The sequence below is a fragment of the Pseudoalteromonas sp. D15MCD-2 genome (assembly GCF_038562745.1).
Taxonomy (GTDB): Bacteria; Pseudomonadota; Gammaproteobacteria; order Enterobacterales; family Alteromonadaceae; genus Pseudoalteromonas.
The window spans coordinates 1,441,152-1,462,061 of record NZ_JBCFQE010000001.1 but is presented as its reverse complement, the minus strand read 5'-3'; the positions used below and the strand labels follow the sequence as shown (position 1 = coordinate 1,462,061).

Here is a 20,910-nt window from a genome sequence, read left to right as displayed (position 1 = left end):
AGCTTATGTTTAAACAATTTAAAGGCAATAAATTCAACCTGATATACGCAGACCCCGCTTGGTCATTCAGCAATAAAAATACAGGCGGAAGCATGACAAGCGGTGCTAAGCATCAATACAAGTCGACAATGACTGTAGATGAAATAAAAGCAATGCCTATAGATGACATTGCAGCCGAAAATTGCATATTGGTTCTGTGGTATGTCGGCGCAATGCCGCAAGAAGCTTTAGACGTTGTGAAAGCATGGGGTTTTACACTTAAAAATATGAATGGCTTCGTATGGAACAAGCTCACTGTAAATAACATCCCATTTTTTGGTATGGGCTTTTGGACTCGCGGTGGAAGCGAGTCAGCCATTATCGCAATTAAAGGTAAGCCAAAAGTTGCAAGCCATTCAGTTAGAGCCGTGGGTCACTACGATCCTGAAAGCTTAGATGAAGTTTTGAAGCACACAATATTTAGCGGTGCTTTTAAGGTAGGACAGCATAGCGAAAAGCCAAATGAGTTTAGAGAGGCATGCGTAGAGCTCGCAGGTGACGTGCCTCGTATCGAGTTGTTTTCTCGTAAGCGTGTTAAAGGCTGGTCTGTTTGGGGTAATGAAGTGGGTAAATTAAATAAGAAGGCGAAAGCGGCATGAGCTTATTAAAAAATGAAATCGTCGTTGATAACTTTGCCGGAGGTGGAGGCGCGAGCACTGGCATGGAATTAGGCTTGAATAGGCACGTTGATATAGCAATCAATCACGACCCTGCGGCTATTGATATGCACAAAGTTAATCACCCAGAAACAAAACACTATTGTGAATCAGTTTGGGATGTTAGTCCTATTGAAGCATGTGCTGGCCGCCCTGTTGGTCTAGCTTGGTTTAGTCCTGACTGTAAACATTTTAGTAAAGCCAAGGGCGCTAAACCTGTAGAAAAGTCAATTCGAGGTCTAGCTTGGGTGGTAGTTCGTTGGGCCGCTCTAGTGCCAATGCGCACATTCATGCTAGAGAATGTTGAAGAGTTTTTAACCTGGGGACCGGTTATTGAAGTTGAGCCAGGGAAATATAGGCCATGCCCTCACCGAAAAGGTGAAACATTTAATGCCTTTATTGATTGCATGACAACAGGCTTGGATATAAATCACCCTGCATGGACTGAAATTAAAGAAGTACTTGGCGATGACTTCCCATATGACAAGTTAGAAACCGGATTAGGGTATGACATTGAACATAAAATATTAACTGCTTGCGATTTCGGCGCACCAACAACAAGAAAGCGGCTTTTCCTGATTGGACGAAATGATGGATTATCTATCAATTGGCCAATGCCAACGCACGGCAAAACTGGCTCAGGTTTAGCCCCCTACAAAACAGCAGCGGATATTATCGACTGGTCCATTCCAGTTAAGTCGATATTTAATCGAAAAAAAGACTTAGCTGAATCAACTATGTCTCGCATAGCAAAAGGCATTCAAAAATTCATAGTTGAAGCTGATGAGCCATTTATTGTTGATAGTGAAAAAGCAGCGCCCTTTATTACAGAGCATGCGAATGCTTCTAACCAGCGCAACATGGCAGTAAATGAGCCACTAAGAACTATTTGCGCTCAAGTTAAAGGCGGTCATTTTGCACTAGTGGCCCCAATCATTGAAAGGCAGTTTAGCGCGTCAACTTGCAATCGAGCTAATGCTCCATTGGCAACTATCACTGCAGGCGGTGGCGGTAAATCAGCACTTGTAACAAGCCATATGATAAAACTGCGTGGTGACAATGTTGGTCACGCTACCAGTGAGCCATTGCAGACAATATCAGCCGGCGGCAATCATTTTGGTGAAGTACAAGCGTTCTTAATTAAGTATTACGGTACATCTGATGCACAAGACGTCAAGAAGCCACTCGGAACAGTGACAACTAAAGATCGTTTTGGTCTGGTAACTGTTAAGGGCGAGCAATACCAAATAGTTGATATAGGAATGAGGATGCTTGAACCGCATGAACTATTTGCAGCAATGGGCTTTCCTGCTGACTACCAAATTGCATTTGATTCTAAAGGCAAAAAGAACACCAAGAAAAACCAAGTTGCTCGATGTGGTAATGCAGTATGTCCACCTATCGCGCAAGCATTAGTAAAAGCAAACTTTGAACATGCGGAAGTAATGGAGGTAGCAGCTTAATGAAAGCAGTCGTTAAACGCCGAGCGCATAACTGGTTTGCACTCAATAACAAAGAGGGGTTGCCCATGGCAAAAAATGAGTATAAATGCCGAGTTGATGGCGTACTAGGCAAAGTAGGAAAAGCTTTTGCCCTGTGCGGCAAAGCTGGTGTTAATAGCAAGTGTGCGGCGCATGGCAATTTTAAATGCGAACACAAAATGAAGGTAGTAAAGCAAAAGGTGAAACCATGAAAAAACGACCAACTTGCAAACAGTACCTAACGCACTTATTCCAACAAATGCGGATAGCAATGCCTGATAAGCCAGGTGAAGCAGCCAAGCATTTTCACCTGTTTATGAATGATGTAATGACCGAGCCAAAGATACGCATTTATTACAGCACTGTGAAAGGCCGCACTTATTACGATATGGAAATACCATACCAAGACGAAGATTTTTCAGAGCGTTTAAATACAGTGGCGGGACATATTAATAGTGCCATCTATTTAGCTGCAAACCCGATTTATAACAAGAAAACAGCATAGGTGATTTATGAGCTTACCATCAAGCAAATTTTACACAACGAAAGAAGTTGCCGCTATGGAAGGTGTAACAGAAGACTACTTAAGAAAGCAGGTTGCTAAAGGTGACTTTATGAAGCCTACCATTGAAGGTAGGCCACATCGCTGGTTAAAAACCGTAATAGATCAGCATTACGCTGATTTAGACGACTCATTAAAACAAAGCGCATAATATATGCTTATTAGTCAAAGCATTTTAATTGTTACAAAGGTATTTTATGGGAAGACTTAACAGGTTAAAGCGCAAGTAATTATAATGTTATTAATGCTTTAATCTGTTAAATTGAGATATTTAATCCTACAGTGCAATTATGAACAACCATATCCAACACCTTATTGATAACTTCAAAACATACAGTGCTATTTTTTCAAGTGTAATTTTAGCGCTGTGTTTAATTGTCAGTTTATCCACTACAAATCAGTTGTTTTCAGCATTTGGAATTGATTTTTTTGCCTATGCAACTTTTTCTGATTATCTAATTTTAGGCATCAGAAAGATAACAGCATCGCTAGATATTTTTATGCTGTTATTGTCTTTCAGTATGATAATTTACACGCTATTAGAGCTTTTCTTAGTTAATGATGAAATTAGGATGTTAGATCCCATCCGTGAAAAAATAAATAGATTTAAACGTCCTGTTTTTTTTGTTGGTTTTCTTATACTAACGTTTACAGCATTTACCATTCTAAATAGAACCTCTTTAGCCCCGCACTTAATAAAGGAAGCTAAGATGGAAATACAAACCGTGAAATATGGAAAGAATGAGACCAGTATTTCTTGTCTTACTTATATCGGTTCCAGCGGCCCATTTTCATTTTTTTGGTCATTAAGTGAAAGTAATGTAAAAGCAATTAACACCAGCTCAATCCATATAATTGACTCAACATTTATTGCATCTAAAAAACCATATTTAACACCGACTGAAAATCACCCTGAACCACACAAGCCAACAAGAAAATACGGCATCACAAAACCTAAGCGATTCCCTTTGGAGTCTGAAGTTTATGATAAGTGGAGAAACGAAGAAGAAGCACGCTTTAATAAAATTCAACTTGAATGTAACTACAATTCTGAAAATTAAATTCTTTCCGTGATCATTGCTATCCACTTATCAAGCCACTCAGTCAAACCATCAAGCATTGGGGATTTATTGTAAATGGCAAGCACTCCTTTCATCTTATGACCTAGGAGCTTCTCAGTAAACTGCAGTGGACAACCTGCATCTGTTAAGTGAGTTGATAAGGTTCGTCTAAAATCGTGCATTCTGAATGGCCTTACGCCCTCAATTTCTTCATAGCATGTATTGGCTATTGTGCTGACACTTGATCCACTCGCCGGCTTATCCCCTCCACGATTATGGAACATGTGAATGAAGCCAGGACTAAGATCTTTTAGATATTGAAGGTCATCAATCAAAATGTCAGGGATAGGTCTAACAATTGACTGTGTTTTACCTTTAGTATTTTCACGCCTAACGGTGAATAATTTCTCTTCTAAATCAAAATCAGTTTTATGTGCTGTATACACTTCACTAATACGACAACCAAAAATCATAGCGCATTTAAGGATAACTTTGTTTCTATCAGTAAGAGCAAGGTTGTCAATATTAGACCAAATAAGTCGGCACTCATTTATTGTTAAGAAGTGCTCTCTTGGTTGGTAATCATTCGCAAAGTCACCAGGACGCAATGCCTCAAATTCAGCATTCGTTATATAAGCTTGTCTCAAACAAAAACGCAAAGCTGAACGCAGCTCAATGATAGAGTTAAAAGCAAAACCATCGCCACGGCCAGCAGCAATACTATCGGTATTCATTTGCTTAAATAGAACAGAAAAGTGATGCTTACTAATTTCAGCAACGTATTGATTGCGCCAATCGTCATTAATACAGGAAACGATACGGTTATAAATTTCTTGTGGGCGATCGCGCATGTTGACGCAGTATTGTGCGTACCAAAAATTAATTGCGTCAATTAAAGTAGGGTTTTCTGTTTCAACAATGCTGACATTATTTACCGCTTTCATGTTCCGCGGATCTAACTCTTTTCTAACCTGAGTCATTTGACGTTCGCATTCCTCTCTTGCATTCGCCAAGCTCATTTCAGGGTATGTGCCTATCTTATAACGTGCAGGCTTACCTTTTAGCCTGTATCTAATCTGAAACGTGATCTTTCCTTTAGGTGAAATACGCAGTGACAAATTATCACCATCAGAGACTTCAGGCTTTCCGCTATAAGGTTTCCCACTTATGCTTTTAAGTTTTGCAGCTGTTATTTTCATTATGCTCACGCTCTAACTGTGTACCAAATGCGTACCAAATTTGCCGTTTTAAATTTATGGTACACAGCTTGGTACGCGCTTGCCAAGCATAACAGTTCTTTTCAGTCGTTAACAGTGCGGATTAAAGCCGTTTAAAATCGATGTAACGTATTGAATTTTATATAATAAGAAGGTTTGTTGCGGAGAGGTAATTAATTGTTCTGAATGACTAAATTGAATGAATCATCAGGTTTAATAGTTGTTTGACTTCTGTTTGAAAGCCTAATGTTTCTTTTTGTGCTGCAGTCATTGTGTAAATCTCCAATTAACAAAGTGTCTAATCTGCACTATGACTCTTTATATGGGGCAGGCTTTTTGAACTTCAAGGCAAAAAATTAAATTTACGGCTAAATTGGGGGGCTATACACAAAAAAGCCTGCTTAAAGCAGGCTTTTGATACCATTTTCGGTATTAATTTTGGTTTACGGCGCGTCGTCCGCTAAATGCGTGCATCAATGTCATACCATCGAGTAAGTCGAGTTCACCACCAACAGGGACACCGTGAGCAATTCGAGATGCACCTACCTGATACTTATGACAAAGCTCAGCAATGTAGTGGGCAGTGGTTTCACCTTCAACACTTGGATTGGTCGCGAGGATCACCTCATTAATGCCGCCTTGCTGCAACTTGCTTTCAAGAATATCAAGGCCAATTTCTTTTGGTCCTATGCCATCAATTGGCGACAAGTGACCCATTAAAACAAAGTAGAGACCTTGGTATTGACCAGTTTGCTCAATAGCGAGTACATCGGTTGGTGATTCGACCACACACAATAAACCACTATCTTGGCGTTTAACACTTGAACAAATATCGCATACAGCTTGCTCTGTAAAAGTACGACAAGATTGACAATGCCCTACTTCATCCATTGCCTTGGTTAACGCATGGCCAAGCTGTTTACCACCCTGACGGTCACGCTCAAGCAAATGAAAAGCAATGCGCTGTGCCGACTTAGGACCTATGCCCGGCTGGCATCGTAGCGCTTCAATTAGCTGTGTTAAACTAGGAGATAGTTGCATACAAAATCACTTAGAATGGCATTTTCATACCTGGTGGTAATTGCATACCGCCAGTTACTTTGCTCATGCGCTCTTGAGTTTCTTCAGCAACACGACGAACAGCATCATTACACGCTGCCGCTAATAAATCTTCGATCATGTCTTTGTCGTCTTCCATTAGGCTGTCATCTAATTCAACACGACGAACATTGTGGTTACCAAGCATAGTTACTTTAACTAGGCCTGCACCTGCTTCACCTACAACTTCAAGGTTTGCGATTTCTTCTTGGGCTTTTTGCATGCGCTCTTGCATTTGCTGCGCTTGCTTCATCATGTTACCCATTCCACCTTTAAACATAACTGTCTCTCTTTCTAAACTACTTTAATTGGCATGAAGATAAGGGCTATTGTAACTAATTACAATGCCTGAATACTGTTTTCATCGATTATAGCGCTAAATAACTGTTGAAATTGCACTATATTTTCATCGCTATTTATTACATCAATCGCTTGTTGATGACGTCCCGCATCAATTTTTTGTTGAATCAAGTACGGTGAATCAATTACGCCATCAGCAAACTCGATACTAAGCTCAACATTATGGCCGTAAATTTCACTTAATGCGGCATTGAGCTTTTGTCTAAGCACTGCGCTATCTAAATGGCGCTGTGATGAATCAACTTCAATGTGCAGCTGATTATTCTGCTTGGTAAAGATTGAATGCAGCGCAAATTGGCGCATGCGACCACCCAGTCCCATGCGTTTAATTAAATACGCCCATTCGTCTTGTTCGTGTGCAAATTTAATACTGCTGATCGGGCTTTCAAAATCATCAGGTATCGGAATACTGGCTTCTTCAACTACTGGCTCTGGCGCTTTTTGTGGATTGATCTGCTCAAGTAACTCTGGCGCTAAGTTTTCGGTGATTGTTTGATGCTTTTCTCGAAAGTCGACTTTTTTTACTTTACTACTGCTCTCCCCCGTTTGCTGGGGGATGGGCTTTTTTACTTCAGCAGCCATTGCTTGCTGCTGAGACTGAATATTGGTCGTGGCTGTGCTTTGTTGCGCTGGCGGCTCTGCTTTGGGCTTAGCTTCAGGCTGTGGTTCTGCTTTAGCATGAGTTTGCGTTGGTGCACCACTTAAACGCCCGGCACCTGAAATATTGCGATCTTGTAAAATACGAGCAATGGCCGACTGCGCCTGACTTTGCTGCTGTTGTAATTGTGCAGGTGCAGTTTGCTGTTGCTGAGGCGCAGATGCTTCATTGGCAGTAAAGCCCTGATCATAGGCGCTATTCATGACATCATCGTATTGCGCAGCAAGTGATGGGTCCATTTGCGCATCATGATCGTCCATATAATCTTGCGAAGAATACTCTGGTGATGAGTACTCATCTGCAGGCACTTGCTCTGAGTGGCTTTGCTCTTGGTGTTGAGGCGCTGGTTGAACTTCAGCGGCCATTGCAGTTTCAACAGATTGCTGAGGCTGTTGACCAACATCAGGCTGCTCTTCTGCTGTTGCTTCAACTTGCAGGGCAGGCTCATGGCTATGTACCGTTTCTGCCTTGGCTGCTTGAATAGGCTCAGCTTGTGTTGGCTGAGGCTCTGAAGGAACAGCAGTTGTCTGTGCAGAGCTATGTGCAACTGGTGCTTGCTCTGAAGCTGCTTGTTCACGTTGCGCCGTAGATTTTTTCAAAATATCACGCAGTGCACCGGCACCACTTGGCTTAACCTGTTGCTGGGTATTCGTTGGTGTTTGGCTTTGTGCAAATTGCGTAGGTTGGAATGCAAGCAGTCGCAACATGATCATTTCAAAGCCAAGTTTAGCATCGGGTGCCCATTGCAAATCTTTTTTACCATTTAATAGCAATTGGTAGTAAACCTGCATCTGCTGTGCATCAGTGGTTTGTGCCACCTGCTCAATAAAATCTCGGTTAGTATCATCAAGTGCCGCTGCACTAGGCACAAGTTGCACAAGCTGAATAAGATGCGTCAAGGCAATTAAATCGTCGAGCAAAGCTACAAAGTTAGGGTTTCGGCTAACGACCGCTTTTACTTCTTGAAGTAATGCATCGCCATCTTGGCACAATAACGCTGCTAACATGGTTTGGCTATATTGAGTATCCATCAAGCCAAGCATAGTTTGCACAGCCTGATGATTAATATTGCCATTGGTTTGCGCAATTGCTTGGTCTGTAAGACTCAGTGCATCACGCATACTACCATCGGCTGCCTTAGCTAAAATAGACAATGATTTATCATCAAAACTTAGCTGCTCTTGATTAAGAACATGGGCAAGCTGATCATGAATTTCTGATTGCGACAAAGCATTTAAATTAAACTGTAAGCAACGCGATAAAATCGTCACTGGCAGTTTCTGCGGATCGGTTGTCGCTAATAAAAACTTCACATGCTCTGGCGGCTCTTCCAATGTTTTAAGTAATGCATTGAAACTATGCTTTGACAGCATGTGAACTTCATCGATTAGGTATACCTTGTAACGACCACGTGTTGGTGCGTATTGAACGTTATCAAGGATTTCGCGGGTATCTTCTACTTTGGTACGTGATGCCGCATCGATTTCTAACAAATCGATATAACGGCCTGCTTCAATGTCAGTACAACTTGAACATTGGCCGCATGGCTCAGCAGAGATACCCTTATCGCAGTTGAGGCTTTTAGCGAATATACGTGCAATGGTTGTTTTACCCACCCCACGGGTTCCAGTAAAGAGATAAGCATGATGGAGTCTATTTTGTGTTAATGCATTAACCAATGCCTGTTTAACATGAGACTGCCCCACTAACTCGTGAAAGGTTTGTGGTCGCCATTTCCTTGCTAGAACCTGATAACTCATTAATTATTCGCCTTCGAATTCAACCAACTTTAAGATTTTGATGCCCATATCAGCAACTCGTTGCTCACCACCCAGCTCAGGTAAAGAAACAACAAATGCGGCATCAGTTGCGTTACCGCCTAGTTTAGCAACTAATTTTGCAGTTGCTTCGATTGTGCCACCTGTCGCCAGTAAGTCATCTACCAGTAACACTTTATCGCCAGGGACAATTGCGTCTGTATGAAGCTCAAGAATATCTTCACCATACTCTAATTGGTAACTTTGTGAAATCACTTCGCGAGGAAGTTTTCCTGGTTTACGAACTGGAATGAATGGAATACCTAGTGCATAAGAAAGTGGTGCACCAAAGATAAAGCCACGAGATTCAGTACCGATGATTTTTGTAAAACCTTGGTCTTTATATGCTGCAATAAAGCTGTCGATAGTTGCTTTAAATGCGTCAGCATTAGCCATTAAAGTTGTTACGTCGCGGAACATAATGCCCGGCTTTGGGTAATCAGCGATCGTTGCAATGCTCTGTTTGATGAGCGTTGAAGTTGCTTGAGTCATAATTATACTGCTCAAAAAGTTTATCTAACAAAGCTCGAGAGTATAACATCACCTTAGGGGAAAGTCGGTAGCAAGTTTCGAAATTAATCACTTAACAAGAAATATCAACTATAAAAAAGGCTGCATTATGCAGCCTATTGTCTTAAATTTGCTTACGCAGATTAAGATAAAGAAGTGATCCAACCAAGAATAGCGTTTAGACAGCCAATGCCACCGAATACAGCTAAAAACGCAATGAAATAAGTTGCATTGAACGGATCTTTAAAGTCTTTATCATTCGACATAGTTACTACCTTTATTTAAGCACGACAAAATAAGGCGCACATAATAGTCGAACTGCCCTCATCAATAAAGAGCTTTAGCCGATTTTTAAACCAATGTATTAGTCACCACAATGCCGCGCTCTGCCATGGCACTTAAGGTATTGAGCGCTCCCTGATACAGCTGCTCCTGGCTAAATTGAGGCGCATGCTCTGCAACTGCTTGGCATATATCATTTAAATCTGCACCCGGCTGAGATTCTATGATATTAAGAAGTAATGCAGTCATCGCATTTGTCGATAAAAACTGTACTTCGTCATCGCTATCACGATAAACCACAAAGTAACTTGGTTGTGCCGCGGGTTCACTTGGTTGATTATCTACACTAATGGTATGAACAGGAAAACTGTAACTCAAGTTACGCGCAAGCGAACTTAAGAATAATGCAGAGCTTGTCACTTGATGAGCCGATAAGCTCACTTCTTCTGGCACCTCTTGAGCAACCGATACATCAAGCTCAACCCATTCATAGTGCGCTAGCTCTAACATAAACGCGGGATCATCGCTTTGCACTTCATAGTCATTAGCAAGGAAGGCCAAAAACTCCCCTGCAATATCTAAAAAATAAGGTGATTTACAATCATGCTGGCTAAAAAACTGTCTAACGAGGCCATGCCAAGCTTGCTCTGAATATAAACTTTTTAGTACTGGATACGCAGAGCTAACAAAGCCATCCACATTGTTAAAAAATAAGTCGCGATAAATCGCCATACGGCGCTCTTCAACATCACTAGGCTTAGCATGTTGCTGAGGGTCGCGGATATGCGCCATAAACGCTTGCTGCACTTGGGTAAAATGATTAGGCACTGTGTTTCACCCTTGCTTGGTTTTGTTTGTTGGCTGTTTGCTGTAGTGCTTCAATGGTTTTCAGTTCAGCTAATAACTCACTCATCGGCGGAATATTAAAATCTCGTTCTAATAAGGTGGGAAATACCCCATGAACTTCATAAGCTTTTTCAAGTAATTGCCAAACAGGATCGATAACTGGCGCACCATGGGTATCAACCAGTAAATCTTCTGCCTCAGTGTAGTGGCCCGCAACATGCCCATAGGCAATACGTTTTGTTGGTAACGCCGCTAAGAATTGCTCTGCGTCATAACCATGATTAATCGAATTAACATAAATGTTATTCACGTCGAGCAGTAGTTTACAATCCGCTTCTTCTAACACCGCATTAGTGAACTCAAGTTCAGTCATTTGTTGGCCGGGCGCGCCATAGTAAGAGACATTTTCGATGGCAATTGGCTGCTCTAGAATATCTTGTACTTGCCTAATACGAGAGGCCACATGTTTAATTGCATCTTCAGTAAACGGAATGGGCATTAAATCGTACATATGCCCTTCGCCCGAGCAGTAGCTTAAGTGTTCGCTGAATAAACGAATATTATGCTCTTTAAAGAAAGTTTTAAGCGATTGCACAAAGTCAATATCAAGCGCTGCAGGTGAGCCAATTGATAACGATAAACCATGGCATACAAAGGCATGTTGTTCGGTAAGCTGTTTAAATTGTTTTCCAAAACGCCCGCCTAGCTTGAGCCAATTTTCTGGTGCAACTTCTAAAAACTCAATGGGTTTTGGAACATCAATGAGCATTTCATCAAGCATTTCTCGGCGCAAACCTAAACCAACCTGCCCAAAATCAGCTACTGATTCTTTTAACATACTACCTCCTACTAAAAAGGGCCTTTACGGCCCTTTTAAAAGCTAAATAAGCGTTTAGTGGTTAGAACCACATTTTCCTTCACCACACTTACCTTCTTTAGCTTTCTTTTTGTCTGCGCCACATTTACCTTCGCCGCACTTTCCTTCTTTAGCTGCTTTTTTGTCCGCGCCACATTTACCTTCGCCGCACTTTCCTTCTTTAGCTGCTTTTTTGTCCGCGCCGCATTTACCTTCGCCGCACTTGCCTTCTTTAGCTGCTTTTTTGTCTGCGCCACATTTACCTTCGCCGCACTTGCCTTCTTTAGCTGCTTTTTTGTCTGCGCCACATTTACCTTCGCCGCACTTGCCTTCTTTAGCTGCTTTTTTGTCTGCGCCGCATTTACCTTCGCCACATTTGCCTTCTTTTTCGGCTTTTTTATCGCCGCCGCATTTACCTTCACCACATTTACCTTCTGCGGCATCTAGTTGATAGCCTGCTTGCATTTGCTGAAATTCAAATGGGTTTGCACTGGCATCAGTGGCTGCAAAACTTGACGCACCTACTACAACCGCACCTAATGTTAATGCAATTGAATTTTTCTTAACTGTGTTCATTCGATGACTCTCTTTTTTATAAAGGGTTATTAAACAAGACCCGAGAACTAAAAATTACTTTCAAAATTTTTATAATTATTTTCTGAAAGTGCCAAGAATGCAAATTACGATTTATAAAACAATCCAGAACAGCTAGAATACGCGTCCTAATTTTTGATGAGTTAACAGGTATCATGCGACTAGTTTTAGCACCGATGGAAGGCGTTGTGGATTTTAAAATGCGACAACTCCTAACTGATTTAGGTGGATTTGATTTATGCGTAACAGAGTTTGTTCGTGTCGTTGAAGACATACTACCCGAACGCGTGTTTCATCGCTATTGTCCTGAGCTAAAAACAGGAGGCTATACCCGTGCAGGTACGCCAGTGCGTATTCAGTTGCTAGGTCAAGTTGCCGATGCTTTGGCAGCAAATGCTGTCAAAGCAATACGCCTAGGCTCGCATGGTATCGACTTAAATTTTGGTTGCCCTGCTAAAACAGTGAACAAAAGTAAAGGTGGTGCGGTACTGTTAAAAGATCCTGAACACATGTACGAAATTATTAAAACCGTACGTGATGCTGTTGACCCTTGCCATGAAGTTAGTGCCAAAATTAGGCTTGGTTTTGATGATGATAGTAATAGCCAAGAAATTGTTGATGCTGTTGTTAGCGCTGGTGCTTCAAGTCTTGCTATTCATGCCAGAACTAAAAGAGATGGTTACAACCCACCGGCATATTGGGAAAAAATCCCGCCATTGATCAAAGATAAAAATATTTCGGTCGTTGCTAACGGCGAAATTTGGCAAGTTGAAGATGCCATGCTTTGTCAAAAGCGCAGTCATTGCCAAGATTTAATGCTTGGTCGTGGTGCATTAGCGATGCCTGATTTAGCAAAACAAATAAAATCTCATGCAGAAAACGAGCATTACACTCCGATGTTATGGGAGCATGTGATATACCACATTATTCATTCATCTATGCATCAAGACGAGAGCAAATGTGAAAAGTATTTTGCTTCTCGTACTAAGCAGTGGCTCGGCTATTTAAAACGCCAATACCCACAAGCTAACGCACTTTTTGATGAGATCCGCCGTCTAAAAGCCAAAGATGAAGTTGCAGATGTACTAAGAAAGTACGCGAAAGCGCCGAGTATTGATACAAATCATAATTAGCAAATCGATTTTGTTTGATAATACCAGTATTGCCCACTTGGAAGAAAAGCGATGAACAATACTGAAATTCAAACAAAGTTATCTGCGGAACTTGCGCAGGTTAGACAACGTTTACTCGATATGCTGGCTAATTCTGATCAAGCCTATCATCAGCAACTGCTATCGCAACTCAAGGATAATCCCCCTTCAGACTGGTTAGAGCTGACAGCAAATAATCTCGGTTCTGAGTATCAAATATTGATTGCTCGAATAGAAAAGTTAGAAGCAGCACTATGCCAAATCGATATTGGGCAGTATGGCTATTGCTGTGATTGTGAAGAAAAAATTGATGACGAACGTTTACTTGCAGATCCTGCAAGCCAACGCTGTCGACGTTGCGCTCCATAGAGCGCAGCGCTGTACTAATTTATAAAAATAAAGCTCATCGCAGGATAAAGCACGATATCCTCAATTAACCAATCAGCTTGCTGCTGATCTACACCTAAACGCTTCATCAAGTTGACACGTGCTTGCTGTTCACTCCACGTGTGATAATGAATACCTAAGTCAGTTTCCATCATAACTTGCCAGAAATATTGCTCCCCTTGTGTTAATTTACGCTTACTTTTGAGCGGGTCGAGATAATCAAGCTGCCAATCAAGGCCTGTGTGCTGATGATTTTCTACAAAATAATTCATTACTAATGGTTTAGCGTGAGAGTCTGATACAGGTAATACAAAATCTGCACTCTGCGATTGCTTTAACGAAGCCTGTATCTCACTTAACCAATTTAAAGGTGGCTTAGTTTCACCACTAAAGTAATTAAGTTTACTTTGATACCAATCTTTACCGTTTGCCAAACCAACTAAACCAAGTTTTGTACGCGGTTTATACTGAGTTAAATATTGATTAAGTTTGTTTAGTGCTGCTTGTACACTGTCATCGCTATTATCAAGGTGCGATTTGACCATATTATGTAAAAGCGTTAATTCGATTTTATTTAATTTCAGATTGCTTTGCTCAGCTGCAATTAACTGCGTTTCAACTAACTCTAGCCAGTTAGCTAGTGCATTTACTGAGTAGTCATCTAATGAACGAGCTTGGCTAATAACATCACGTTGTACAGGCCATACAAAGTAACGCTCAGGATAACGCTCAGCAATAATTAAATAATTTAATTGCGCATGTTGTGACACATCTAACTTAATCGCTTTTAGTCCTTGATAAGCTTGATGACGCGCTTGCAAATAACTTTCTGAGAAAGGCCAGCTAGCAGCTTCACTTTGCTGTTCTTGAGTCGATAATAAATTATTAATAGTTTGCAGCGCTTGCTGCCCTTCACGAAATGTTTTGAAACCTGATGTTTGCTCAGAGCAAGCTATCAGCATCACACTTGCGACAACTAATAATACGATCTGTCTTAGCATTTTAAAATTCCATAAAAAAAGCCCCAGAGGGGCTTTTTAATTTAAAACAACATCAATTAGATTTTTACACCGTTACGAGCGGCTTTATCTTTGATGAAGGTTGACCAGCTCTTCGCGAAACGACGCGTGCGCGGATCATCCATTGCTTTAGTGATAGCGTTGTAAGCTTGCTTGTACTTCTCTTGGTAGTAGTAAGCTTCAGCTAAATCAGAGTAGATAGTTCCTTTTTTGTCAGAACCTAACTCTAATGCCTTGTTCAAACGAACAACGGCTGCACTATAGTTTTGCGATTGTAAAAGTAATGAACCCGCTTTGCGATAAAGCTCTGCATCGTCATCAAATTTAGCCGCTTCTTCATAGTATTTAGCTGCTTTTTCAATATCTTTAGAACGGTGGTAGTTAGATGCCACTGCACTGATATTTTGCTTGTTACGCTTAACTTTTTCTTCGTTGATTGCCTTTTCAAGCACGACTGCTGCTTTGTAAGGAATATCATTTAACGAATAGAAGTTAGAAAGTACTTTGTATTCAACTTCGTTTTCAAAATAGCCATTTTTGTAGGCAACTTCCATGGTCGCTAGACCTTTCTTGAAGTCTTCGGTTTGTAGGTAGTATTTACCTAAACCAACCCAGGCTTTTTTGTCTTCAGGCCAAACACGAACAATCTCTTCAGCTACTGCTACCATGTTTTTGTACTGTTTAAGTTCAAAATAGGCAGCTAACTTTAATTGGTAAGAAGCTTTAGCAGGTTCTTTTGCCAATTCGATTGCTTTGTCTGCAGCAGGAAGTACGTCTTTGTAAAGTTTTAGCTCGTAGTTTGCTTGCGCAATACGTGTATAAACTTTGTCGTCTTCCTCACCTGTGAAGTCCATCCAAGCTGCATAAGCTTCTTTTGCTTTTGCATATTGCTCAGTACCCGCGTACATATCACCTAGAAGTTTTAGGCCTTGCTCTTGGTCAGCAAAGTTTAAAACGTCAGGCTTAACTGCCGCTGAGATGTGCTTAATAGCCAATTGGTACTGCTCTTTTTGAGCGTACATTTGGCCTAAGTAACGATCAACCGTTGCCTTATCGAAATCATCTGAAGGATCAATTTCTTTAAGTAGTGCAATCGCTTCATCAAGCTTATCTTCATTGTACAAGTCAAACGCTTTAATAACTTTCTTACCAACGCGCTCGCCCATAACTTTAGTTTTTGCTTTTTTACGCGCTTCAATTTTCGCGTAATCTGGCGCCGCTAAAGCAGGTGCAGTGAAAGCTACACCTGATAGAGACATAAGAAGCGCAAGTGCAGTTACTTTAGATAAATTTCTCATTACTCGCCTCCTTAGTTGCCTTGGTTAAGTTTAAAGTCTAATTGTACTTGAAGACCAAATTGCTTCTGTGGTTTACCATCGATGATTTTCGGACGGTATTTCCACTTACGTAGCGCACGTTTAGCTTCGCGGTCGAAGATACGTTTAGGATCTGCGTCGATCACTTGAACATCTTCTACACCACCCACTTCATTGATAGTGAATGAAAGTTGTACCCAACCTTCTTTACCATCACGCGCTGCTTGCGTAGGGTATTTTGGTTCAATACGAACGATAGGTGTCGCGTCACCATCACGTCCAAATGCACCTGGACCACTTAGGCCACCAGCTGTGCTACCCACATCGATGCTTGGCATATTAAATGACAAACCACCAGTGTTCGGGTTGCTGTTTTCCGGCTGAGGCGGCTGCGGCTTAGGCGGCTGCTTTGGCGGTGGCGGAGGCGGAGGCGGAACACGCTTCCTCTCCTGCACCTTAGATTCAGGCGGATTCGTCATAATTTCGACTACAATCTGTTCTTTTTGTTCAGTCGCACGATCAGCTCCACCGGAGATGAGGTACGCCATGAAGTAGAACAAGCCGAAAGTAACTGCCCCACCTGCAATCAGTGAAAACAGAAAACGAATCATTACTGATCTCCAGCTATTGAAATTTTAAGGTTATCACCCGTCGCTTTGATCTGGTCCATAACTTTAACTACTACGCCGTGTTTTGCTTCTTTATCAGCTTGCAAAATTACAACTTCAGTAGGTTGTTCTGCTAATAAACTTTCAAGCTTAGCTGATACACGCTCAACGTCTACTTGTTGTTTATCAATCCAGATCGCACCGTCAGCGCGGATAGCAACAAAAATGTTTGCATTTTTTTGCTTCGTAGCTGCAGCTGCTTTAGGTTTATTGACTTCGATACCAGCCTCTTTAACGAACGATGTAGTTACGATAAAGAAAATAAGCATGATAAATACGATGTCAAGCATTGGCGTCATGTCAACCGCTGCTTCTTCTTCTTCACGAAAACGTTGTTTACGTGCCATATTTAATTCTCTCTCTAGTGATGAGGCATGCTATCTACAAGTTTAGCTTTCGCCATTCTCGCTCTCGCTTCTAGACGTGAGCTAAAGAATACTCCAGATAGTGCCGCAACCATTCCAGCCATTGTTGGGATTGTTGCCATTGAAATACCTGATGCCATTAAACGTGCGTTACCAGTACCTTGAGTAGCCATGGTTTCGAAAACCGCGATCATACCCGTTACAGTACCTAATAAGCCGATTAAAGGACAAACAGCTACTAATGTCTTAATCAACAACATACGCTGATCTAATTTTTCAGACGCTTCAGAAATCCATGCTTCACGGATTCTGTGTGCGTACCAAGACGTAGTGTCTTGGCGGGCATCCCACTGAGCTACAATGTTCTTCGTCATACGAGGAAACTCAGCTAGTAGGAACCAATAGCGCTCAATCATTAAAACCCACATAAGAAAGAGTGCTATCGCGACCACGTATAATACCTGGCCGCCTGTGCCAACAAAATCCCTGATAGATTCCCAGATCTCCATCAGGACTAGCATTAGGCTTTCTCCTTCTCCGCGTGAGCAGCGATGATACCAGCGCTTTGCTCATCAAGGACATGTAAAACCGACTTACTACGACCCGCAACAATTGAGTGAAGTAGGATAAGTGGTAGAGCTGCAATTAGACCTAACGCTGTAGTAACAAGTGCTAGAGAGATATTACCAGCCATGATCTTCGGATCACCTGTACCGAACAATGTGATTGTTTGGAACGTAAGGATCATACCGATTACCGTACCTAGTAGACCTAGTAATGGAGCGATTGCTGCCAAGATCTTGATGATGTTGATACCAGCTTCGATGCGAGGCGTTTCACGTAGGATTGCTTCGTCAAGTTTAAGCTCAAGGTTTTCAACGTCTTGATTCTTGTTGTCAGCGTATACCTTAAGAATACGACCCAGTGGGTTGTTTGTATTCGGAGTAGAAAGGTTTTTAAGCTGGCTCTTAATCTTAGTGCTAGTGAGCGCAAGATCAATGAAACGAACGATGAAGATAAGTAGACCAACAATTAATAGTAATGTGATGATGTAACCTACTTCAGCACCTTGCTCGTAGTATTCCATTAGTGATTTCTTCTGCGTGTTGATACGTAAGATCGCGCCACGAGTCGGGTCGATGTATACGCCAGCATAGTTATCTGCAGAAGTACCTTCTAAATCGCTGATACCAGCTAGGATGTAGCTATCAGGTTGCTTACCTAGAGGTTGAATCGCTTTAGTTTCTGGAGAGTAGATTAAATAACCGTCGTCAGTTACTAAGTTGAAGTTACCGATACGAGTTACTTTCTTCACAGAAGATGAACCGTCAAGACCTGCAACTTCAGTTTCGAAAGTTGAAACTTTAGCTGACTCAGTCATTTCAGTTTGAAGAGAAATCCAAAGCTCTTCTAGTTCACGAACAGTTGGAAGTTCTTTCGCAGCAGCTAGTGAGCGAAGTACTTCAGCACGTCCTGGTTTTTCAGCTGAAACAAGTGATGCTTCGATTGAACCGATTGCATCAGCAGCTGCACGACGTACAACACCGAACATCTCACCTAATGTACCTTGAGCATTTAAAAGAGCTTGCTCTTTTTCTGCTAAAGTATTTTCGTTTTGAGCATATTCTTTAGCTAAACGGTCACCACGTGCTTTTTCAGCAGCTAGGTCGCTTTTAGCTTTGTTAAGTAACGCTTGCTTGTCAGCACGAGCTGAAAGGAACTCTTGTTCACGTTGCTTATTTAATTTGCCTTCAGAGATACGTTCTTGCTTAACTTGCTCAAGAATTTTGTCTAAAGCATCAGTGTTTGCGTGTGCATTAAGCGCGGTACCTGCAGAAACAGATAGTACTGCTGCAACAGCAAAACCTTTAAATAGTTTCTTCATTATTGATTACTCCGCGCCAAAAATTGGTAGTTTAACAAGTTCTAATGTCGCTTGTTTACGCGCCATACGGATAACTTCTTTAACAGGTTTTAGGTATTCTTCACCTAATTCTTTCCACTGTTTAGTGTTGTTATCCCACACCCACGCGTGCTTAAGGTCAAAAGACTGAGCTACGTAAGTGATACGACCTAAACGACCGAAGTCAACGTTGATGCTCTTACCATCAATCTCAAGAGTACCTTGAGAAGCAGTTACAGCTGAGCTGTATGCAGTTTCAACAGTGTAAGCTTCAAGAACTTGGCGGAATTTTTCAGATGTAGTAACTGATGCTGACGCCATGATGTCACGAAGTCTTTCAACACGTGCAAGACGGTTTTCAAGATTGAACGGAACGTCCGCTTTGATGAATTGCTCAAGCGTATCGATCATGCGATACATCAAAGGCACAACGTTTTGTTTCGTGTTATCGATAGTTGCGATTTGACGGTCAAACGATTCGATTGAAGCGTTTTGGTCAGCGACCAAACGTGCTACGTGATCGTTGTAAACCTTCATTAGCTCAGTTTCGTCAACAACGCTACGGTACTCAGCGATTAGCTCTTGAGTTTGACCATATACATTGTCAATTTTAGTTTGAGACTTAACAGCAGCCTTTTGAATTTGTTGACCTGCATCTTGCACATCTTTCAAAGGATCTGCAATCACATTGCTGCTTGCAAATGCAAAAGCGCCAACCAACGCTGATGCTACAAGACTCTTTCTGATTTTAACAGACATAGTTCCCAACCAATTAAGTAATGTTACTTTTATAATTTAATTATCCTCCGAAGAGGACAACCCTGATATCTTTTAATAGATATCAACTCTCCAATAATGCTAAATGCTTCAGAGTCTGTCAACTTGATGTTCGGCTTTCATCGGAAAAATTTGGTGACTCGTCGTTGAGATGAAAATAACCAAAACAATGAATTAACAAAAATATAACAGAGGTATTCATGTGGTACTTCTATAGCCCTTTACTGGCGAACATTGCATTCATATTAGGTTCAACCTTAAACATAAATGTAACATTTTATGAAATCTGAAAGTGCTGAAGAAAAATGAAAAAAAAATTCACTTTGTTCATCTAAAAAATCTGTTTTGAAGAATTTTTATGCACTCAATACATCTAACCGCTCAATAAGCAGCCAAATCAGACACTAAACACAAGAATGAGAGAGTTGAAATCTCTCACCGCTACGGGTGAGAGAGTTAAAATACGGCGCGGTCTTTAACTAGCTTAGCGAGAGAGATAATTGAATCAACTTCAAGTTTTTCAAATATTTTCGCTTTGTATGTACTTACCGTTTTATTACTGATGAAAAGTTTTTCACCAATATCTTTGTTTGATAAGCCTTGTAGTAGATAATTCATCACTGCGAGTTCACGTTCAGTGAGTAACTCGTCTATGTCTTTTTCAGACGCTATTAGGTGCTCTTGTGGAAAGAAAGTATAGCCACGCAAAATCATTTCAACTGCGGAGGAGATATCTTCAAGGCTTTCGGCCTTGTTAACAAATCCTTGAGCGCCTAGCTTTGCTGCAGTGCGAATAATATGTTTGTCTTGCTTAGCAGATAAAAACAATACTTTGCCAGTAAACCCACTACTGACTGCGCGCTTATATAAACTAAAGCCATCTGAGTCTTCTAACTCAATGTCTAAAATTGCCAGCGCTACATTATTACTTTTTAAAAACTGCAATGCTTCCTTTTGACTTCCAACAGCTTGTACTTCGTTAACTAGTGTAGACTTAGCGAGTACCATTTTAATTGCTGTTGCTACCATCGGGTGGTCGTCTACCAAAAGTATATTGTTTCCTATGCTCATCGATTAGCAAACCTTCATTATATTTCATCAAACAAGTATAAGTTACTCAGCATTTATTCCACATGTGGATAATTTAAGTTTAGCGGGTTATTTCTAGATTGGTGAAAAATAACTATAAACTTTTTTAGCTGCTCACTTTCGAGTTCGATTAAAACTACAAACTAAACATAACGGGTGATGTCATGTTAAATAAATCCTATCGGTACAGCATATAAT

Annotated in this window: 24 protein-coding genes; 7 read left to right on the top strand and 17 right to left on the bottom strand. The window is 41.1% G+C overall.

Going from position 1 to position 20,910, the window contains the following annotated elements:
• The first annotated feature begins 5 nt into the window (after nucleotides 1–5).
• The 5 genes from AADY36_RS06610 to AADY36_RS06590 all read left to right on the top strand — a co-directional run bounded on the left by AADY36_RS06610 (nucleotide 6) and on the right by AADY36_RS06590 (nucleotide 3,799).
• Nucleotides 6–638, top strand: a complete 633-nt coding sequence (locus AADY36_RS06610) for an MT-A70 family methyltransferase (protein ID WP_342408699.1) — start codon at nucleotides 6–8, stop codon at nucleotides 636–638.
• On the top strand, nucleotides 635–2,158 hold the full coding sequence (locus tag AADY36_RS06605) for a DNA cytosine methyltransferase (protein ID WP_342408698.1): 1,524 nt from the start codon (nucleotides 635–637) through the stop codon (nucleotides 2,156–2,158). The genes AADY36_RS06610 and AADY36_RS06605 overlap by 4 nt, the downstream gene beginning before the upstream one ends.
• A 184-nt stretch (nucleotides 2,159–2,342) precedes the next feature.
• Nucleotides 2,343–2,681 carry a hypothetical protein gene (locus AADY36_RS06600; RefSeq protein ID WP_342408697.1) on the top strand — a complete coding sequence of 113 codons (339 nt, stop codon included), beginning with the start codon at nucleotides 2,343–2,345 and terminating at the stop codon, nucleotides 2,679–2,681.
• A 7-nt stretch (nucleotides 2,682–2,688) separates the two neighbouring features.
• Nucleotides 2,689–2,889: a helix-turn-helix transcriptional regulator gene (locus tag AADY36_RS06595; protein ID WP_239977030.1), complete on the top strand. Its 201-nt coding sequence runs from the start codon at nucleotides 2,689–2,691 to the stop codon at nucleotides 2,887–2,889.
• Nucleotides 2,890–3,028: 139 nt separating this feature from the next.
• Complete coding sequence (locus AADY36_RS06590) at nucleotides 3,029–3,799, top strand: hypothetical protein (RefSeq protein WP_342408696.1); 771 nt, start codon at nucleotides 3,029–3,031, stop codon at nucleotides 3,797–3,799.
• On the opposite strand, the gene AADY36_RS06585 is transcribed toward AADY36_RS06590, so the two are convergent.
• The 9 genes from AADY36_RS06585 to AADY36_RS06545 all read right to left on the bottom strand — a co-directional run bounded on the left by AADY36_RS06585 (nucleotide 3,796) and on the right by AADY36_RS06545 (nucleotide 12,019).
• Nucleotides 3,796–4,998 (bottom strand): tyrosine-type recombinase/integrase, encoded by a 1,203-nt coding sequence (locus AADY36_RS06585; RefSeq protein ID WP_342408695.1) that lies wholly within the window; start codon nucleotides 4,996–4,998, stop codon nucleotides 3,796–3,798. The two genes, AADY36_RS06590 and AADY36_RS06585, sit on opposite strands and share 4 nt — an antisense overlap.
• Before the next feature lie 450 nt (nucleotides 4,999–5,448).
• Entirely contained in the window at nucleotides 5,449–6,057 is a 609-nt protein-coding gene (gene recR, locus AADY36_RS06580; RefSeq protein ID WP_054551546.1) for a recombination mediator RecR, read from the bottom strand.
• A gap of 10 nt (nucleotides 6,058–6,067) precedes the next feature.
• Entirely contained in the window at nucleotides 6,068–6,394 is a 327-nt protein-coding gene (locus tag AADY36_RS06575) for a YbaB/EbfC family nucleoid-associated protein (protein WP_054551547.1), read from the bottom strand.
• Nucleotides 6,395–6,453: 59 nt separating this feature from the next.
• The gene (gene dnaX, locus AADY36_RS06570; protein ID WP_342408694.1) at nucleotides 6,454–8,892 is read right to left on the bottom strand and encodes a DNA polymerase III subunit gamma/tau; all 2,439 of its coding nucleotides are present in this window, start codon (nucleotides 8,890–8,892) and stop codon (nucleotides 6,454–6,456) included.
• 3 nt (nucleotides 8,893–8,895) lie between these two features.
• The gene (gene apt / locus AADY36_RS06565) at nucleotides 8,896–9,441 is read right to left on the bottom strand and encodes an adenine phosphoribosyltransferase (protein WP_054551549.1); all 546 of its coding nucleotides are present in this window, start codon (nucleotides 9,439–9,441) and stop codon (nucleotides 8,896–8,898) included.
• 161 nt (nucleotides 9,442–9,602) lie between these two features.
• Complete coding sequence (locus AADY36_RS06560) at nucleotides 9,603–9,725, bottom strand: hypothetical protein (RefSeq protein WP_254907726.1); 123 nt, start codon at nucleotides 9,723–9,725, stop codon at nucleotides 9,603–9,605.
• An 85-nt stretch (nucleotides 9,726–9,810) separates the two neighbouring features.
• Nucleotides 9,811–10,569 (bottom strand): HvfC family RiPP maturation protein, encoded by a 759-nt coding sequence (locus AADY36_RS06555; protein ID WP_342408693.1) that lies wholly within the window; start codon nucleotides 10,567–10,569, stop codon nucleotides 9,811–9,813.
• A complete protein-coding gene (locus AADY36_RS06550; RefSeq protein WP_054561736.1) occupies nucleotides 10,562–11,425 on the bottom strand; it encodes an HvfB family MNIO-type RiPP peptide maturase in 864 nt (287 codons plus the stop codon). The genes AADY36_RS06555 and AADY36_RS06550 overlap by 8 nt, the downstream gene beginning before the upstream one ends.
• A gap of 54 nt (nucleotides 11,426–11,479) precedes the next feature.
• Nucleotides 11,480–12,019, bottom strand: a complete 540-nt coding sequence (locus AADY36_RS06545) for an HvfA family oxazolone/thioamide-modified RiPP metallophore (RefSeq protein WP_054561737.1) — start codon at nucleotides 12,017–12,019, stop codon at nucleotides 11,480–11,482.
• A gap of 173 nt (nucleotides 12,020–12,192) precedes the next feature.
• Here AADY36_RS06545 and AADY36_RS06540 point away from each other — a divergent pair, with 173 nt between their 5' ends.
• Both AADY36_RS06540 and AADY36_RS06535 read left to right on the top strand, forming a co-directional pair.
• Nucleotides 12,193–13,170, top strand: a complete 978-nt coding sequence (locus tag AADY36_RS06540) for a tRNA-dihydrouridine synthase (protein WP_342408692.1) — start codon at nucleotides 12,193–12,195, stop codon at nucleotides 13,168–13,170.
• Between the two features lie 51 nt (nucleotides 13,171–13,221).
• Entirely contained in the window at nucleotides 13,222–13,557 is a 336-nt protein-coding gene (locus tag AADY36_RS06535; RefSeq protein ID WP_054561739.1) for a TraR/DksA family transcriptional regulator, read from the top strand.
• Nucleotides 13,558–13,571: 14 nt separating this feature from the next.
• Here AADY36_RS06535 and AADY36_RS06530 read toward each other — a convergent pair whose 3' ends face one another.
• From AADY36_RS06530 to AADY36_RS06495, 8 genes are all read right to left on the bottom strand, one after another.
• Complete coding sequence (locus AADY36_RS06530) at nucleotides 13,572–14,576, bottom strand: hypothetical protein (RefSeq protein ID WP_342408691.1); 1,005 nt, start codon at nucleotides 14,574–14,576, stop codon at nucleotides 13,572–13,574.
• A gap of 56 nt (nucleotides 14,577–14,632) precedes the next feature.
• Entirely contained in the window at nucleotides 14,633–15,892 is a 1,260-nt protein-coding gene (locus AADY36_RS06525) for a hypothetical protein (RefSeq protein ID WP_055021542.1), read from the bottom strand.
• Between the two features lie 11 nt (nucleotides 15,893–15,903).
• Nucleotides 15,904–16,521: an energy transducer TonB gene (locus tag AADY36_RS06520; protein WP_054561742.1), complete on the bottom strand. Its 618-nt coding sequence runs from the start codon at nucleotides 16,519–16,521 to the stop codon at nucleotides 15,904–15,906.
• Nucleotides 16,521–16,925, bottom strand: coding sequence for an ExbD/TolR family protein (locus tag AADY36_RS06515; protein ID WP_054551557.1), 405 nt, complete (start codon nucleotides 16,923–16,925; stop codon nucleotides 16,521–16,523). Before AADY36_RS06515 ends, AADY36_RS06520 begins: the two co-directional genes overlap by 1 nt.
• Before the next feature lie 14 nt (nucleotides 16,926–16,939).
• On the bottom strand, nucleotides 16,940–17,464 hold the full coding sequence (locus AADY36_RS06510; protein WP_054551558.1) for a MotA/TolQ/ExbB proton channel family protein: 525 nt from the start codon (nucleotides 17,462–17,464) through the stop codon (nucleotides 16,940–16,942).
• Nucleotides 17,464–18,828 (bottom strand): MotA/TolQ/ExbB proton channel family protein, encoded by a 1,365-nt coding sequence (locus tag AADY36_RS06505; protein ID WP_054561743.1) that lies wholly within the window; start codon nucleotides 18,826–18,828, stop codon nucleotides 17,464–17,466. The genes AADY36_RS06510 and AADY36_RS06505 overlap by 1 nt, the downstream gene beginning before the upstream one ends.
• Nucleotides 18,829–18,834: 6 nt before the next feature.
• Nucleotides 18,835–19,605 carry a DUF3450 domain-containing protein gene (locus AADY36_RS06500; RefSeq protein WP_054551560.1) on the bottom strand — a complete coding sequence of 257 codons (771 nt, stop codon included), beginning with the start codon at nucleotides 19,603–19,605 and terminating at the stop codon, nucleotides 18,835–18,837.
• A 474-nt stretch (nucleotides 19,606–20,079) separates the two neighbouring features.
• Entirely contained in the window at nucleotides 20,080–20,694 is a 615-nt protein-coding gene (locus AADY36_RS06495) for a response regulator transcription factor (protein WP_063705929.1), read from the bottom strand.
• Nucleotides 20,695–20,910 lie beyond the last annotated feature (216 nt).

What these genes read in the sequence shown, in the direction of transcription:
- AADY36_RS06610 (WP_342408699.1), top strand. Translation starts at nt 6, where the DNA reads ATGTTTAAACAATTTAAAGGCAATAAATTCAACCTGATATACGCAGAC.
- AADY36_RS06605 (WP_342408698.1), top strand. Translation starts at nt 635, where the DNA reads ATGAGCTTATTAAAAAATGAAATCGTCGTTGATAACTTTGCCGGAGGT.
- AADY36_RS06600 (WP_342408697.1), top strand. Translation starts at nt 2,343, where the DNA reads ATGCGAACACAAAATGAAGGTAGTAAAGCAAAAGGTGAAACCATGAAA.
- AADY36_RS06595 (WP_239977030.1), top strand. Translation starts at nt 2,689, where the DNA reads ATGAGCTTACCATCAAGCAAATTTTACACAACGAAAGAAGTTGCCGCT.
- AADY36_RS06590 (WP_342408696.1), top strand. Translation starts at nt 3,029, where the DNA reads ATGAACAACCATATCCAACACCTTATTGATAACTTCAAAACATACAGT.
- AADY36_RS06585 (WP_342408695.1), bottom strand. Translation starts at nt 4,998, where the DNA reads ATGAAAATAACAGCTGCAAAACTTAAAAGCATAAGTGGGAAACCTTAT.
- recR (WP_054551546.1), bottom strand. Translation starts at nt 6,057, where the DNA reads ATGCAACTATCTCCTAGTTTAACACAGCTAATTGAAGCGCTACGATGC.
- AADY36_RS06575 (WP_054551547.1), bottom strand. Translation starts at nt 6,394, where the DNA reads ATGTTTAAAGGTGGAATGGGTAACATGATGAAGCAAGCGCAGCAAATG.
- dnaX (WP_342408694.1), bottom strand. Translation starts at nt 8,892, where the DNA reads ATGAGTTATCAGGTTCTAGCAAGGAAATGGCGACCACAAACCTTTCAC.
- apt (WP_054551549.1), bottom strand. Translation starts at nt 9,441, where the DNA reads ATGACTCAAGCAACTTCAACGCTCATCAAACAGAGCATTGCAACGATC.
- AADY36_RS06560 (WP_254907726.1), bottom strand. Translation starts at nt 9,725, where the DNA reads ATGTCGAATGATAAAGACTTTAAAGATCCGTTCAATGCAACTTATTTC.
- AADY36_RS06550 (WP_054561736.1), bottom strand. Translation starts at nt 11,425, where the DNA reads ATGTTAAAAGAATCAGTAGCTGATTTTGGGCAGGTTGGTTTAGGTTTG.
- AADY36_RS06545 (WP_054561737.1), bottom strand. Translation starts at nt 12,019, where the DNA reads ATGAACACAGTTAAGAAAAATTCAATTGCATTAACATTAGGTGCGGTT.
- AADY36_RS06540 (WP_342408692.1), top strand. Translation starts at nt 12,193, where the DNA reads ATGCGACTAGTTTTAGCACCGATGGAAGGCGTTGTGGATTTTAAAATG.
- AADY36_RS06535 (WP_054561739.1), top strand. Translation starts at nt 13,222, where the DNA reads ATGAACAATACTGAAATTCAAACAAAGTTATCTGCGGAACTTGCGCAG.
- AADY36_RS06530 (WP_342408691.1), bottom strand. Translation starts at nt 14,576, where the DNA reads ATGCTAAGACAGATCGTATTATTAGTTGTCGCAAGTGTGATGCTGATA.
- AADY36_RS06525 (WP_055021542.1), bottom strand. Translation starts at nt 15,892, where the DNA reads ATGAGAAATTTATCTAAAGTAACTGCACTTGCGCTTCTTATGTCTCTA.
- AADY36_RS06520 (WP_054561742.1), bottom strand. Translation starts at nt 16,521, where the DNA reads ATGATTCGTTTTCTGTTTTCACTGATTGCAGGTGGGGCAGTTACTTTC.
- AADY36_RS06515 (WP_054551557.1), bottom strand. Translation starts at nt 16,925, where the DNA reads ATGGCACGTAAACAACGTTTTCGTGAAGAAGAAGAAGCAGCGGTTGAC.
- AADY36_RS06510 (WP_054551558.1), bottom strand. Translation starts at nt 17,464, where the DNA reads ATGCTAGTCCTGATGGAGATCTGGGAATCTATCAGGGATTTTGTTGGC.
- AADY36_RS06505 (WP_054561743.1), bottom strand. Translation starts at nt 18,828, where the DNA reads ATGAAGAAACTATTTAAAGGTTTTGCTGTTGCAGCAGTACTATCTGTT.
- AADY36_RS06500 (WP_054551560.1), bottom strand. Translation starts at nt 19,605, where the DNA reads ATGTCTGTTAAAATCAGAAAGAGTCTTGTAGCATCAGCGTTGGTTGGC.
- AADY36_RS06495 (WP_063705929.1), bottom strand. Translation starts at nt 20,694, where the DNA reads ATGAGCATAGGAAACAATATACTTTTGGTAGACGACCACCCGATGGTA.